The organism is Arcobacter sp. F2176 (assembly GCF_004116465.1).
GTDB classification, from domain to species: Bacteria; Campylobacterota; Campylobacteria; order Campylobacterales; family Arcobacteraceae; genus Arcobacter; species Arcobacter siniprincipis.
Genome location: NZ_PDJV01000007.1, coordinates 38009 through 55819 on the forward strand (window position 1 = coordinate 38009; position 17811 = coordinate 55819).

A 17811-nucleotide genomic window follows, 5' to 3' on the forward strand; every position below is an offset into this window, starting at 1 on the left:
TATAAAGGAAAATAAATGGAAAATACAGATACGTCTATGGATGTGGCAATAATTGGTATGGCTGGAAAGTTTCCAGGAGCAGATAGTATACAAAAACTTTGGGATAATATATGTCAAAGTGTAGATGTTCGCCAAGAATTTAGTGATGAAGATTTAAAGCCTTTTGCAAAAGATATGAGCCAAATAAATAAAAGTGACTTTGTAAGAAAAGGATATATGATAAAAGATGTAGCTAAATTTGATGCTAAATTTTTTAATCTAACACCTAAACAAGCTAAAATAATGGACCCTCAACAACGATTATTTTTAGAAACTGCATGGCAAGGGCTAGAAAATGCAGGATATGCCTCAACAGATGAATCACAACACATTGGAGTATATGCAGGAGCAAACTTTAATAATTATATTTTTAATGTTGGGGAACACCTTGAAATGAGAGATATTGTTTCTTATTTTGATGCTATGATAGCAAATGATAAAGATTATCTTACATCAAGAGTTGCATATCATTTAAACTTAACAGGTCCTGCAATAAGTATACAAACCTCGTGTTCTAGTTCATTAGCTGCAATCTCAATAGCTTACCTAGCCCTATTAGATTATCAATGTGATATGGCAATTGCGGGAGGGGTTGGATTAAATATTCCTCAAGAAAGAGGTTATAGATATTATAAAGAAGGTGGCTTATCAAAAGATGCTGCGTGCCATTCTTTTGATAAAGATGCTTCTGGAGTAATGCATGGTAATGGCCTTGGTGTAGTTATATTAAAAAGATTAGAAGATGCTTTAGAAGATGAAGATAATATTATCTCCGTAATTAAAGGTGCGACTATAAATAATGATGGTAGTAAAAAAGTAGCTTATTTTACACCAAGTGTTGAAGGTCAAATGGATGCCATTAGTGAGACCCTTTCCGTTACAAACATTGACCCTCAAAATATACACTACATGGAAGCACATGGACCAGGAACACCAGTAGGAGATCCAATAGAGTTTAAAGCATTAAGTCAGGCATATGATGTTGATAGCTCAAAACATTATGAAAAAACATGCGCCTTAGGTTCTATTAAAAGTCACCTTGGACACCTAGGTGCTGCATCAGGAGTTGCAGGACTTATTAATGCATCTTTAATTCTTAAAAATAGAAAAATCCCAGCTACTATGCATTTTAAAGATATAAATCCAGAAATAAATATTGAAAATAGTCCATTTTATATTAATACTCAACTAAAAGATATGGATTCAACATATCCGGAAAGCCTTAATGCAGCTATCAGTTCATTTGGTATAGGAGGAACAAATGCACATATTATCATACAGTCAGCACCAAAAATAGATTATAAAAATAAATCTTGGGAAGATAGTTTTTATTTCTTTCCCCTTAGTGCAAAAAATGAAAAATCATTACAATATCAAACAAAACAATTAAATGAGTATATTTTAGAAAATAGAGATCTTTCATTAGCTGATATTTCATATACTTTACAACAAAGAAGGCAACATTTTAACCATAGACGATTTATTATTGCTAAAAACTATGAAGATTTGCATAAGCAATTAATGTTAGAACGTATACCAAGAAATCAGACACTTATTACAAATGACAAGAATAAAATACGTTCTATAGTGTTTATGTTTCCAGGAGTTGGTGATCAGTATATTAATATGGGCAGAGACTTATATTATCAACAAAAAGTATTTAAAGATACAATTGATGAGTGTGCACATCTAGCACAGGAATATTTAAATGGCATTGATATTCGAGAAGTTTTATATCCAAAAAATGAAAACATAACTCAGTCAAATAAACTTATCCAAAAAGCAGAAATAACATTAACTATTTTATTATCTGTTGAATATGCTTTGACTAAACAATTAGAGTACTATGGAATTGTGCCAAATCAAATGATTGGTCATAGTTTAGGTGAATATTGTGCAGCATTAGTTTCAGGTGTATTTACTTTAAAACAAGCATTATCCTTAGTTGCATTTCGAGGAAAACTTATACAAAGTTGTGAACCAGGATCTATGCTTGTAATAAATAAAGATACAGATAAATTAAAAGAAATTTTACCTCAATCACTATCTTTAGCTGTAATTAATGCAGAACAATTAAATATGATTTCAGGGCCAATTATAGAAATTGAAAAATTTGAAATAGAATTAAAAAATACTAATATTAGTTATACAAAACTGCCAGGAGATAGAGCTGGTCACTCAAGTACTCTTGATCCTATTCTTGAAGAGTTTGAGTCTTTCATCGAGAAGATGGATTTACAAACACCTTCTATTGATTTTATTTCAAATGTAACAGGTGATTGGATAAAAGATGAAGAAGCAATTTCTGCTAAATATTGGACAAAACATTTACGTCAAACAGTTGAATTTCATAAAGGCTTATCTGTATTAATAGAACAAGAGAATACAGCATTTATCGAAATAGGAGCAGGAAGAGGTTTAACAACCATAGCAAAAAGACATCCAAAAGCAAAACGTTCTTTATCTGCATATGCGAGTATGAAAAGTTCTAATAAAAAAGCAGATGATAACAATGTATTGTATGAATTATTAGGTTCACTATGGCTTGAACAATATAAAATAGAATGGGAGGCTTTAACTCCAAAACAACATTGTCGCCTTTTAGAATTACCGACTTATGCTTTTGATAGACAATCATATTGGTTAGAACGAACATTTAATGAAATTCAACCGGATAGTACAAATCCTAAAAAAAGAGAAGATTTCAATACTTGGTTTTATTCTCCTTCTTGGATTAAACTTTCAGAAAATAACCAAAATAATTTAGATAAAGAAAAGAAAAATTATATTGTATTTAACACTCATGATAAAGCTCTTAATAAAACTATTAATTATTTAGAAGAAAATGATAATAATGTTATTTGTATCAACTATGGGGAGTTATACAAAAAAATAGATAATCAGAGCTATATTATAAATGCAAATGAAATGAATGATTATAATAAATTATTTAATGATTTAATGGAATATTTTGATAACTCGTTTTGTATAATTCATGGATGGATGATTAGTGAAATGGATTCTACATTAGAAAATAATATAGATAAATTTTACACTTCAAATTCACAAGTCTTAGGTTACTACAGCATTACTTCATTAATGCGTGTTCTAACACAATATAACCTAATCTCAAAAACTAGACTAGTTATATTATCAAGTCAACTTTATAATATAATAGGTGAAGAAATATTATCACCTGATAAATCAACACTGATTGGTCCTTGTAAAGTTATTCCTTATGAATTTCCAGAATTAGACTTTATACATATGGATATTGATACAAAATCTCTTTTGGATGATAAAGCCTTCGATTCCTTTATTAGAGATATTACAAGCAATAAACCCCATGATAAATATTTATCCCTTGCTTATAGAAATGGTATTCGATGGAAACCATATTACCATCCACTTAGTTCTGAACTTATTAAAAATAAAAGCGAAGAAAACCTTAATATTAAAAATAATGGTATTTACTTAATTACGGGTGCATTTGGAGGAATAGGTACAGTAGCTTCAAATTGGTTAATGGAAGAGACTTCAAATATCACTTTAATTTTACTAAGTAGAACAAACTTACCAAAAAAAGAACAATTGGAAGAATACTTAGCAAAAGAAAAAGATATTGATATTTGTAAGAGAATCAAACATATACAATCATTAGAAAATAAAGGGGCAACTGTTCTCACTTATTCAATTGATGTTAGTGATGAAAATAAAATGCATGAATTGCAGAAAAAAATATATAAAGAAGTGGGACAAGTCAATGGAATCATCCATGCAGCAGGAGTTGTTGGAGGAGGATTAATAGAATTAGAAGAGAGTATTAATTTTCATGAAAACTTAAATACAAAAGTAATTGGAACAAAACTATTATATAAATTATTTGCAAATAATGACTTAGATTTTATTTTATTATGTTCATCACTTGGTTCACTTGTAGGTGCCTTAGGTCAAGTGGAAAACACTTCTGCCAACTCATTTTTAGATGCTTTTTCTCAAGCACTTTCAAAAAACCCTAGCTCAACAAAAGTTATGGCAATCAACTGGGATTATTGGTTAGAAGTGGGAATGATTTTAGAGTTAGCTGCTCGTCACAAACAAATAGCAGGAGATGAAATAAGTATTGGTATTTTGCCTAAAGAAGGTAAAAAGTGTTTCTCAATACTATTAAACCTTTTAAATATGCCAAATGTAGTCATTTCAACAGCAGATATTCACCAACTATTAAAACTACGTTCTGAAGTAACACATAAAACATTAAAAATGTTTCAAGATGCAAATATAACAAAGGAAAATAATGATGAAAGAAACAATCTATCAACTCAATATTTAGCACCAAGAAATTCAATTGAAAAAGTATTAGTTTCATTATGGGAAAATCGATTAGGAATAAAAATTGGAGTAAATGATAACTTTTTTGAGCTAGGGGGTGATTCAATGGTTGCACTTCCACTTATGGCTGATATGAGAGATACTTTACATTTTGATTTACCAATTCAATCATTATTTAATGAACAAGATGTAGCTTCAATTGCTACTTTTATCTTTGAGAATGAAACTTCTCCCGGTACAACAGAACAAATTGCAGAAGTATATTTACAAGTACAAAACTTATCAAATACAGAAGTTACACAAGCTTTAGAAAACTAAAATAGGAAAAGATATGACAGAATTATCAAAAGAACAACGTGAACTAATGGCAAAACTATTAAAAGAGAAAGGACTATCTGATAATCCAACACCTAAAGAAAATAGTATTACTATTAATCCAGATGAAATAAATCGCTATGAGCCCTACCCTTTAACTGATATTCAACAAAGCTATTTATTAGGTCGTAGTCAAAAATTTCTATTAGGTAATGTAGCAAGTCATGCTTATATTGAAATGGATATTGAAAATTTGGATATAAGCCAATATGAATATGCATGGCAAAAAATAATAGAAAGACATGATATGCTTCGTACAATTGTCAATCAAAATGGATCACAACAAACCCTTAAAGATGTTCCAAAGTTTAGAGTAACTACACATGACTTAACAAACTTACCAGACAAAAAAAGTAAAGAAAAGGCATTATTAGAATTAAGAGATTCTTTATCTCATCAAATTCTACCAACAGATCAATGGCCATTATTTAATATTCATGTGAGTAATATTGATAATACTCAATATAAAATACATTGGAGTTTTGATGCTATCATTTCAGATGTTTATAGTAATTTTATTTTTCAAGAAGAATTATATAACTATTATCACCAATCAAATAGCTCTTATGTCCCACTAAAACTTACCTTTAGAGATTATGTCCTTACATTAAAAAATCAAGAAGAAACTTCATTTTATGAAAATGCAAAAAACTATTGGTTGAAAAAAATCAAAACATTGCCTTCTGCTCCAATGCTACCATTAAAAAGAGATTTGTCAGAAATAGAAAAACCACATTTTAAGCGCTTAAAATTTACTATGGAGAATACTCAATGGAAAATAATTAAACAAAAATCAAAAACCTATGGTCTAACTACCACAAGCGTTTTATTAACAGTATTCTCTCATATACTTCATCGTTGGAGTAGAAATCCTGATTTTACTTTAAATATGACAGTTTTTAATCGCCCACCTTGGCATAAAGAGATGGATAAAATTGTAGGAGACTTTACAATTACCATGCTCTTAGGAATTGATGCTTTAAGTGGAGATAATAAAATCTTTAAAGATCTTGCAAAAAACATTCAATCAAAATTATTTACTGATTTAGAACACCGTTTATATAGTGGAGTAAATGTTATGCAACAATGGTCTAAGATTAGTGGTAATAAACAAATTGCTCCTATTGTTTTTACCAGCGCTTTAACAGTAGGAGATATTAGTTCTAAGCTAGATGCAGATAAAAATCAACTGGGTCAAATGACTTATTCTATTACCCAAACACCACAAGTTTTATTAGATCATCAAGTATATGAAGAAGATGGAAAACTTATTATACATTGGGATTATGTAGAAGAGGCATTTGAAAAAAATTTACTTTCTATAATGTTTGACTCTTATATAAATGCTTTAAATCTTTTAGGAAAAGATAATACAAGTTGGGAAGAAGAACTATCTATTCATATGCCATCACTACAAAAAGAGTTACGTATTTCATATAATAATACAAAAGATGAAGAGTTATTAAACCTTTCAAATAAACCCATTTATTATTCTTTTATTGAACAAGTTAAAAAACAAGCAACTGCAACAGCAATAGTATCTACTAATAAAACTTTAACATATGAAGAGTTAGCGTATAGAGCCTATGCTTTAAATATACAATTACAAAAAAGAGGTCTAGGTGTGGGAGATAATATTGCAATTATTTTACCTAAAGGGTGGCAACAAGTTGTAGCAGTATTAGGAGTACTTGCTAGTGGAGCAAGCTATATTCCAATAGATAATAACTCTCCCAAACAAAGACTTAATAAGATACTAAAAGATACTAATTGTAAATATGTTATTAGTATAGAACAATGCTACAAATCTTTATCATTAACTGACGAGATAATATGTTTATTTATAGAAGATGAGTTAGCTAAAAAAGATCCCCAAGCAGTAGATTTTTGGCCAATTAAACATACTAATGATGATATTGCATATATTATATATACTTCAGGTTCAACAGGGATGCCAAAAGGTGTGATGATGAGCCATAATTCAGTGATGAATACAGTATTAGACATCAATAAACGATTTAATATTAATAAAGAAGATAGTATTTTTGGTTTATCTGCACTTAACTTTGATTTATCAGTATACGATATATTTGGTACACTTGCAGCAGGAGCGACTTTAGTTTTACCTGATGCAAAACAAGAAAAAAATCCACAGCATTGGCAAGAATGTTTAAAGAATCATCCTTGTACAGTATGGAATAGTGTTCCTGCTTTACTTCAAATATTTTTAGAATATGCACCAAATAAAACTATTTTAGAATCCTTTAAAACCGTAATGGTTAGTGGAGATAAAATTCCTTTAAATCTAGTTAACATAGTCTATGAAAAGATGCCTAATACACATCTTTTTAGTTTAGGGGGTGCAACAGAAGCTGCAATTTGGTCTATATATTATCCAATCAAAAAACTCACTAATAATTTTAAAAATATTCCCTATGGAATACCTCTTAGTAATCAAAGCATACATATCTTAGATGAGAATTATCGACCTTGCCCTGATTATGCAGTAGGTAAATTATATATTGGAGGTATTGGTTTATCAAAAGGTTACTTTAATGATAAGATAAAAACACACAAGCACTTTATACAAAATCCTCATACAAAAGAATTTTTATATGACACAGGAGATTTAGGCTCATTTAATCCGTCAAATGGTGGTTATGTTGAATTTAAAGGAAGAGAAGATAATCAAATTAAACTTAGTGGATTTAGAATTGAATTAGGTGAAATAGAAAATAATTTAAATGAACATCCAAATATTAACAAAGCTATTGTTGTATTAGTTGAAGATAAAAGCTTAAAAAAATCTAAACAAGTTTTAGTTGCTTATATAGTAACAAATAAAATAATAGATGAAAATAAAATTAAACAATATCTTAATGATCATTTACCAGAGTATATGATTCCTAGATTTTATATTACTTTAGATGAAATACCATTAAGTATTAATGGAAAAATTGATTATAAACATTTACCAAAAATAGATATTCTAGAAAAATACCATGCAAATTATGTAGCACCTAAAAATAAATTAGAAACAACTATCCAAAATATTATTTCAGAACACTTATCTATTGAAAAAGTTAGTGTTGAAGAGAGTTTATTTGATTTAGGTGCTACTTCTTTAGATGTGGTAACTATACATAATCAATTAGAAACAAAATTAAATATAAACTTATCAATTTTAGATTTATTTGATAAACCAACAATAAGAACACTTTGTCTTCATATTGAACAAAAAGATAATCAAGTCAATAATATTTTAACTCAAGCAAGACAAAAAGCTAAAACTACTAGCCGAAGACAAAGATTAATACAAAGACAAAATAAAATAGGAGAAGAGAATGAACTATAAGAATATAAGTGATAATCCAGATGCAATTGCTGTTATTGGTATGTCTGGAATATTTCCCCAAGCAAAAGACATCAACAAATATTGGGATAATCTTATCAATGGTGTTGAGTCTATTATTCAATTTAGTAATGAAGAATCATCAACAAAAGGTCATTTTGTTCGTGCCGCGGCAACAGTAGATGATATAGATTGCTTTGATGCAAAATTTTTTAATTATAGTGCTTATGAAGCAGAGATATTAGATCCCCAACAAAGACTATTTTTAGAGTGTTGTTGGCATGCATTAGAAGAAGCTGGATATTCTCCAGATAAAGCTGGAAATGTAGGAGTATTTGCAGGAAGCAATATTAGCACCTATTTACTATTAGCGCAACAGTCCATCTTAGCTAAAGGAGATACTACACATTTACTACAACTACTTATGGGAAATGATAAAGACTATCTCGCCACAAGAGTATCTTATAAATTAAACTTGACAGGACCAAGTATCTGCGTTCAAAGTGCTTGTTCAACATCTTTATTATCAATCCATACAGCTGTACAAAGCTTATTAAATGGAGAGTGTAAAATGGCACTAGCAGGTGGAGTAAATATATCTATTCCCCAAGAGCTTGAGTATGAATATAAAGAAGGCATGATATTTTCTCCTGATGGACATTGTAGAGCTTTTGATGCTGATGCAAAGGGTACAGTTGCAGGAAATGGTGTAGGTGCAGTAGTACTTAAACCTCTTAGCGATGCAATTGAAGATGGGGATTCTATTCATGCTGTTATCTTAGGTTCAGCTGTAAATAATGATGGGGCAAGAAAAATAGGATATACAGCCCCTAGTATAGAAGGACAATCTAGTGTAATAGCACAAGCTATAGCATTAGCAGATATTCCAGTTAATACTATAGACTACATTGAAACTCATGGTACAGGAACCCCATTAGGTGACCCTATTGAAATTAGATCACTTAGTCAAGTATTCCAAAATGAAACCAAAGAGAAAGGCTTTTGTGCAATAGGTTCTGTTAAACCAAATATCGGTCATTTAAATTGTGCAGCAGGTATTGCAAGTTTTATAAAGACTGTATTATCATTAAAAAATGCACAAATTCCACCTAGTTTACATTATAAAAAAGCCAATCCCGAAATTGATTTTATTAATACTCCATTTTTTGTCAATGATAAAGCGTCATTATGGCCTAAAAGAAATCACCCTCGTAGAGCAGGTGTAAGTTCTTTTGGTTTTGGAGGAACTAACGTACATATGATTTTAGAACAAGCACCAGAAAAAATAGAAACAAATATAAAAAAAGATGATGAAATAAACCTTGTTGTTTTATCAGCACAAAGTCAAAAACAATTACATACTCTTGCTGAAGATTATAATAATTACTTACAAAACACAGAGGAATCTTTGCAAAATATAAGTTTTACTAGTATAGAAGGAAGAAATCATCACAATGAGAGATTAGCCATTGTTGCAAAAAATCATAATCATTTGAAACAACAAGTTCAAGAATTTTTAAATACAAAGGAAAATATACAAGGATATATAGGTACAAAAAATTATTCTACTAAAATTGCTTGTTTATTTACAGGACAAGGTTCAAGCTATCCAAATATGGCAAAAGAACTCTATACATCAAATAAACTCTTTTATGAAAATTTAAATTTATGTGCGAAGGAATTAGAAAACTTATTGGATATACCATTAATAGATCTTATATTTGGTAAAGAAGAGCATACTAATTTACTTACAGAAACTAAGTATGCTCAGCCAGCCATATTTGCAATAGAATACTCTTTATATAATATGTATAGAGGAATGGGTATAGAATTTAGTGTATTAGCTGGACATAGTGTAGGTGAAATAGTCGCTGCTTGTGTAGCTGATGTTTTTAATTTAAAGGATGCTCTTAAATTAATTACTTCAAGGGGTCAACTAGTTCAAAACTTAGAAACAAATAAAGGTGGAATGTTAGCAATATTTACAAATCAAGAAATCATAGATAAATATATAAACATCTACCCTCAATTATCAATAGCTGCACATAATGGACCTAATCATTTTGTCTTATCAGGTGAAAATATAATATTAGAAAAACTCATAGAACAGCTAGATAAAGACAATATTGAATATAGTAAACTAAAAGTATCTCACGCCTTCCATAGCTCTTTACTTGATCCAATATTGGATGATTTTGAGAAATTAGTAGCTTCATTTGATATGAAAATACCAAATACACAAATTGTATCTAACCTATATGGACGTATTGTTAAAAACGAAGAAATAACTACAGCAAAATATTGGCGTGAACACATGCGTAAGCCAGTTTTATTTATGGAAAGTATTAATACCTTAGAAAACATGGGTATAAATTGTTTCTTAGAGTGTGGACCTCATCCTGTTCTAACTAATATGGGTAAAAAATGTGTAAGTAATACAGATTATCAATGGATTCATTCTTTACAACGAAATCAAGAAGATAAAAAAATTATTTTATCAGCTGTTGCCCAATTATATTGCAAGGGTATTGATATACAATGGGAAGGATTAGCTCATAATAAAGATTATCAAAGAGTATCCTTACCAACTTATCCATTTGATAAGCAAAAATATTGGTTAAGTACTGTAGCTGATAGTTTACAAACACATAAGCAAGATGACCCCTTAACTATTTGGAATAACATATTAAGTTCAGGAAATAAACAAGCAAAAGAAGGAAGTAAAGCTTTAAATATTTCTCAACTAAAATATGATGAAAAAGTATTAATAACTCTAGCTCAAAGTTTTATTATAAAAGCACTAAGATCTTTAGATTTATTCACTGATGATAAAAAGTATAGTTTAGATTCTATACTTCAAAAAGTAATTCCACAATATCATCAATTAATACAAAGGTTTTTAGAAGAGTTAAATGTTGTTGGATTATTAAAATCAAAAGATAAGCAATTTTGGCAATTAAAAGATATAAATAATCAAATAATAAAAGAACAAAAAAATGATTGCAAAGATGTGTTTCTAGCAAACCCAGCTTTTGAATCAGTATTTATTAATTCAGGTGAGCAACTAGCAGACGTACTAAGTGGAAAGACAAAAGCTATAGATGCCATAATGATGGAAACATCCATAGATGAAGCAAAAGAAATCTATGCTGATCTACCAACTTCATATTATTTTAATGCTTTATTACGAGAAACAGTTAAAAGTTGGGTTTCAAATATGCCCAATAATATCCCCCTTAAAATTTTAGAAATTGGCGCAGGAACAGGTGCAACAAGTGAACAATTATTGCCATTATTACCAAAAGATAGAAGTACATATTATTATACAGATGTATCTCCTATATTTTTACAACGAGCTAATAAAAACTTTGAAGAATATAACTTTGTAAACTATACCCTGTTTGATATCAATAAAAATCCTAAGGAACAAGGACTAGATTATAATAGCTTTGATTTAATAATTGCTTCAAATGTTTTACATGCTGCTGATGATTTGCAACATACTATGAACAATGTATCAAAACTATTAAAACCAAATGCTATGTTATTTATGTATGAAATTATAAAAGAAACATTAATTGGAGAACTTACTACGGGCTTATTATTACCTATAGTTAAAGATACAGAACTACGAGGAATGCAACCTTTTATGACAAAAGATCAATGGGAATCTCTATTGATAAAATTAGGTTTTAAAAATTTCCATTCCATACCTGAAGAAAATACAGATACTTCTTTCATAGGAGAAAGAATTTTACTAGCACAACAAAAAGAAGTAATAATTGAAGAAAAAGAATATAATAATTATTTCCACCATATTCAGTGGGATAAAAATGAAGTTCCACTAGAAAAACTTGATTATTTATTAAAAGAAAGCTCAAACTGGCTCATTTGCAGTGATAAAGTAGGATATACACAAGAACTTACCTCATTACTTAAACAACATAATCAAAATGTATCTAATATTGAATTGGATATATCTTCAAAATTGCTTAATGAAAAAATAAAAAAAACATTTAATAATAATAAACCTGTTCAAATTTTATATTTATGGGGAGTTGAAAACATTTCATTAAATCAATTATCAGGTTCTCAATTACAAGAAAAACAAGCAGTTTCATCCTTAAAATTACTAGATATATTATCTGCATTATCACAAATAAATTTAAAAAATTTAAAAAATCTAAGTATTATAACAAATGGATCTCAACATACTAGTGCCATTCCTAATCAAAATATTGCATTATCCCAAGCTACACTTTGGGGTTTTTCTCAAGTTGTTGCATTAGGTCACCCTGAATTAAAAGTCAAACTAATTGATTTTGATACAGAAATGTCTATAAAAGATAATAGTATAGATTTATTAAAGAATCTTCTAAGTAAAAATAATTCAAATGAATACCAACTTATTTTACGTAAAAACAATTGCTATTTACCTCGTATACGATCTTTAGAAAATACTGATATAACTCCAACTATCCAAAAAGTAAATATTGATGCTAATGGATGGTATGTAATTGCAGGTGGATTAGGTGGATTAGGTTTAAAAACAGCTTCTTGGCTAATAGAAAATGGGGCAAAAAATATTTTACTTATTGGTCGTAGTAAGCCTAATATTCAGGCAAAAGAAGAAATAGACAACTTTACTAAATTAGGAATTAATATTAAAGTAGCACAGCTTGATATTACAGATTATGAGTCTCTAGAAAAATTAATTAATAATCTTGATTTACCCCTTAAAGGTGTAATACATAGTGCAGTTGTTCGTGATACTAAAACCCTAGGAGAAATGTCACAAAAGGAAAGAACCCTTGCTGTTATTTCACCAAAACTTGAAGGTGCTTGGAATTTACATAAAATTACTCAGAACCATAAAGAGTTAGATTTATTTATATTATACTCTTCGTCTGTATCTTTAATCCCAGCAAGAGGTTTACCAGAATATGTTGCAAGTAATGCCTTCTTGGACGCATTAGCACACTATAGAAAATCTAAAAATTTACCAGCCATAAGTATTAGTTGGGGAGCTTGGGCGGAAGTTGGAACAGTTGCTAACACAAGTCAAGAAGAACAATTAAGACAAAATGGCTTAAATAGTATTGGAGTAAAACAATCTTTTAATTGCTTAGAACAAATTATTACAGGAGATTTTAAAGATACCCACATGGGAATATTTGATGTAAATTGGAATAAACTACTACAAAATCATCCAAAAAATCAACTATCTAGCTATTTTAAAGATGTATTAACAGTATCATATATTGAACAAAAACAAGGAAGTGAAGAAAATTTAGCTCAACAACAACATAAATTGCTAGAAAATCTTAAATCATCTAAAAATTCTGGACAATCATTAGAGTTCATTAGTGATTATTTAAAACAAAAAATTTCTGTATTATTACGCATAAATGTAGATGATGTACCTTCAGAAAAAGATTTATTGCACTTGGGAATTGACTCTTTAATGTTTTTAGATTTACTAAATAATCTTAATCAAGTATTACAAATCAAAGTAAAACCAAATGAAGTAATGGCAAATTTAAATATAAATGCCATAAGTGAACATTTATTAAAAGCTATGCAAAGTACAAATCATTCTGACATAGCAGAGTTACTCCTAGTTGATAAAGATTCTTTAACAAAACCTTTTCCTCTAACAGATATTCAACAAGCCTATTGGATTGGTAGAGATCAGCATATGGATTTAGGAAATATTGCTTGCCATGGATATATGGAAATTGAGTGTAAAGATTTAGATATAGCGTTATTAGAAGATGCGTGGAACAAACTAATTCAAAGACATGAAATGTTACGTTGCATAATTCATCCTTATGGACAACAACAAATATTAGACAATGTAAAAGAATATCATTTTGAAGTAAGAGATTTTAGTAAAACTGCAAAAAAAGTTAGTGATAAAGCATTGGAAGAAATACGAACAGAATTATCACATAGAGTACCTCAAACTGATAAATGGCCACTATTTGATATACATGCCACTAAACTGCAAAACAATGTTACAAGACTACATATTAGTCTAGATAATATCATGACAGATGGTCGGAGTATTGGTATTATGCTAAGTGAATGGGTGCATATATATAATAATCCTCAAGATACTTTACCTAACTTATCTCTGACATTTCGAGATTATATTATGACTTTTGAAGCATACAAACAAACAGAGGATTATCATAAAGCTAAAAAGTATTGGGTAGATAGGTTAGATGAAATTTATCCTTCTCCACAATTACCCCTTGCTAAAGATCCATCTAAAGTTAGTACTCCTAAATTTATTCGTAGAGAATTTCATTTAAGTGAAGAAAAATGGCAAATATTAAAAAGCTTAGGAGCACAAAAGGCAGGACTTACTCCTTCTGGAATTTTACTTTCAGTATATGCACAAGTATTATCTCTTTTTAGTAATAGTGCAAAATTTACTTTAAATGTACCAACATTTAATCGTTTGGCTGTACATCCCCAAGTTAATGATATTATTGGAGAATTTACTTCTCTTATTTTACTAAGTGTTGATTTTAGCAAGCAATTATCTTTTAAAGAACAAGCAAATATCTTGCAAAAACAACTTTTGAAAGACCAATCTTATGATTCTTTTAGTGGTGTTTCTGTTATGAGAGAACTAGCAAAACATTCTAAACAAGCCAATATGCCAGTTGTATTTACTAGTACCTTTGGTTTAGCTGAAAATGTTAATACCACTTTTAGTGAACATGAAAGCCAAGCCAAAGAGCTTGGAAAACAGATTTATACAATAAGTCAAACACCTCAAGTTTATATTGATAATCATGTTCATGACTATGGTGGTTCTTTAAATGTATATTGGGATTGTGTAGATGAGTTATTTCCAGAAGGAATGCTTGATAGTATGTTTGAGGCATATGGTAATTTATTGGAACAATTAGCTAATAATGAACAAGTATGGGAATCAACCCAAGCAATTAAAATACCTATATCACAAGAACAAAAACGTATTCAGTACAATAATACTCAAAACTTTGATTATTTACCAAAGCAAGATGATTTATTAAGTGGTTTTTTACGTCAAGTGAAACAATCTCCTAATCACTCTGCATTAATTACAAATAATGAAAATCTAAGCTATAAGGAATTATTTGAAAGATCTTGCTTTTTTGCTTGGCAATTACAAGAATCAGATATAAAGCCCTTAGAAAAAGTAGCTATCATATTACCAAAAGGATGGCAACAAATATCTTCTATAATTGCTACACTTGGTGTCAATGGGACATATGTACCTTTTGATTATAAATTACCAGAAAAAAGGTTATTACAGTTATTAGAAGTAGCCAAAATCTCTTATGTAATTACTTCTAAAGAAATGAAAGATAATTTTACTTGGCCAAAAAATATAAAATTAATAACTACTCCATCAAATTGGGGAAAAGAAGAAGAGAAAATTGTACAAAATAACAATATTGAATTTATGCCATCAAACAATCAACAGTTGGCATATATTATATATACTTCTGGTTCTACGGGTATACCTAAGGGAGTGATGATAAGTCATCATAGTGCATTAAATACTATACTTGATATTAATGATAGATTTAAAATAACAAGTGATGATATAGTATTTGGTTTATCAGGAGTACATTTTGATTTATCAGTATATGATATATTTGGTACATTAAATGCAGGAGCTTGCCTAGTATTACCAAATGAAGAAGGGACAAAAGATCCAAATCATTGGATAGATCTCATTGAAAAACATAAAATTACTATTTGGAACAGTGTACCTGCATTATGCGAAATGCTACTTATTCAAACAAATGCAAATAAAGTAACTATGCAAGAGATGCGATTAGTCCTATTGAGTGGAGATTGGATACCACTATCACTCAAAGACAAGCTACAAAAAAGTACAAAAAATGCAAAACTTTATAGTCTTGGTGGTGCTACAGAAGCATCTATTTGGTCTATTTATTATCCTATTGAAGATATTGACCCTACTTGGAATAGTATTCCCTATGGAAGGCCTCTCGCAAATCAACAATTTTATGTTTTAAATGAAAAATATAATGATTGCCCACAATTAGTTATAGGTGATTTATATATTGGAGGAGAAGGCTTATTTATGGGCTACTGGCAAGATGAAGGAAAAACAAAAGAATCATTTATTATCCATCCAATAAGTGGAGAGAAACTATATAAAACTGGAGATAAAGGTCGTTTTCATCCTAATGGTTATATTGAATTTTTAGGACGAAATGACTTACAAGTAAAAATCAATGGACACCGTATTGAACTAGGAGAAATAGAATCTTCACTTCTTCAAAATGAGCTTATTCAAAATGTTGTAGTTACGGCTATTGACACCTATGGAAATAGTGAAATATCTACTAGTATAAAAGATAATAAACAAAAACTTATCGCCTATTGTGTGTGCAAAGAGAAAAACTTAAGTGAAATTGAAAGTAAATTAAAAATATGGACTAAAGAACGATTACCAAATTATATGGTGCCCAATCATTTCTTTATATTAAATAGTATACCTTTAACAAAGAATGGTAAGTTAGATAGAAAAGCATTACCTTTACCAAGTAATGAAAAAAAAGAAATCAAAAGTAGTACTCCTCAAACAGAAAATGAAAAATTATTATTATCTATATGTAGGGAAATTTTACAAGTAGATGATATTAATATACATAGTGACTTTTTTGATATTGGAGGAGATTCTCTTCAGGCAACAAGACTAAGTATATCATTACAAAAAGAAGGCTTTAATCTATCTGTAAATCAGATATTTATGAACCCCTTCTTAGAAGATATGGCACAGTTTATAAAAGCCCAAAATGATTCTTCTCTGGAAAATAAAAAACAAGAAATGATAAGCTTAGAGTTTAATAATTCGTCTAGTATTTTAACATCCTTTAATACTATTAGTGAAGAAAAACCAAATATATTTTGTATACATGGTAGTGATGGAGGAGTTTTTGTATTTAATGAATTAGCAGATCAATTAGAAAATGATTTTAATATTTATGGTATTGCTGCTCAATCGACTATTGAAAAAAACAACATTTCAGACATTGCAAGTAGCTATTTAGAACAAATAAATACAAGGGACACAGCCTATCCACCTATTATTTGCGGATTTAGTTCTGGAGGATTTGTTGCGTGGGAAATTGCTCGTCAATTAAAAGAAAGAGGAGAAGACTTAACTCAATTAATTTTAATTGATACTCAGTTTTTACCACAAGAATTAAAAGATAACTCTTTATTAATCCTAGTTCTATTTGCTTTATCTTTTAACATGAATATAGAGCTTCTTCCAATAAAAGAAGAACTAATAGTAAAATTGAAGAATAATACATATACAAATAGTGAGTTAAATGAAATACAAAAACTAAATGAAGAAGAATTTGAAGATTTATTTGAACAACTAATTGATTCAAATAGCTTATTAAATAATGATAGCACTAATTTACGTCGGAAGTTTAATATTTTTAAACAGTATGTAGAGTTTACAATAGAGTATGATATGCCACATCTATCAAGTGTTGATACATTACTTCTTCAAGCGAAACAAAGTGTAAAAAATCACCAAAGTTGGAATAGTTTCGGTGATAAAATACAACATATTGAAGTGGATGGAAACCATATGAGTTGCTTACAATACCCAAATGTAAGTTCAATAACTAATACAATACAAAATTTTAGTAAAAAGTAGATTT

3 protein-coding genes are annotated in these 17811 nt (G+C 29.3%); all 3 read left to right on the plus strand.

Translation table 11 applies throughout. The features are described 5' to 3' along the window. The first annotated feature begins 15 nt into the window (after window positions 1-15). From CRU95_RS08075 to CRU95_RS08085, 3 genes are read left to right on the plus strand one after another with little or no spacing between them, the layout of a single operon-like run. A complete protein-coding gene (locus tag CRU95_RS08075) occupies window positions 16-4689 on the plus strand; it encodes a type I polyketide synthase (protein ID WP_129100638.1) in 4674 nt (1557 codons plus the stop codon). A 13-nt stretch (window positions 4690-4702) separates the two neighbouring features. Then, a complete protein-coding gene (locus CRU95_RS08080) occupies window positions 4703-8101 on the plus strand; it encodes a non-ribosomal peptide synthetase (RefSeq protein ID WP_129100639.1) in 3399 nt (1132 codons plus the stop codon). Then, the gene (locus tag CRU95_RS08085; protein WP_129100640.1) at window positions 8091-17807 is read left to right on the plus strand and encodes a non-ribosomal peptide synthetase/type I polyketide synthase; all 9717 of its coding nucleotides are present in this window, start codon (window positions 8091-8093) and stop codon (window positions 17805-17807) included. The genes CRU95_RS08080 and CRU95_RS08085 overlap by 11 nt, the downstream gene beginning before the upstream one ends. The last annotated feature ends 4 nt before the right edge of the window (window positions 17808-17811 follow it).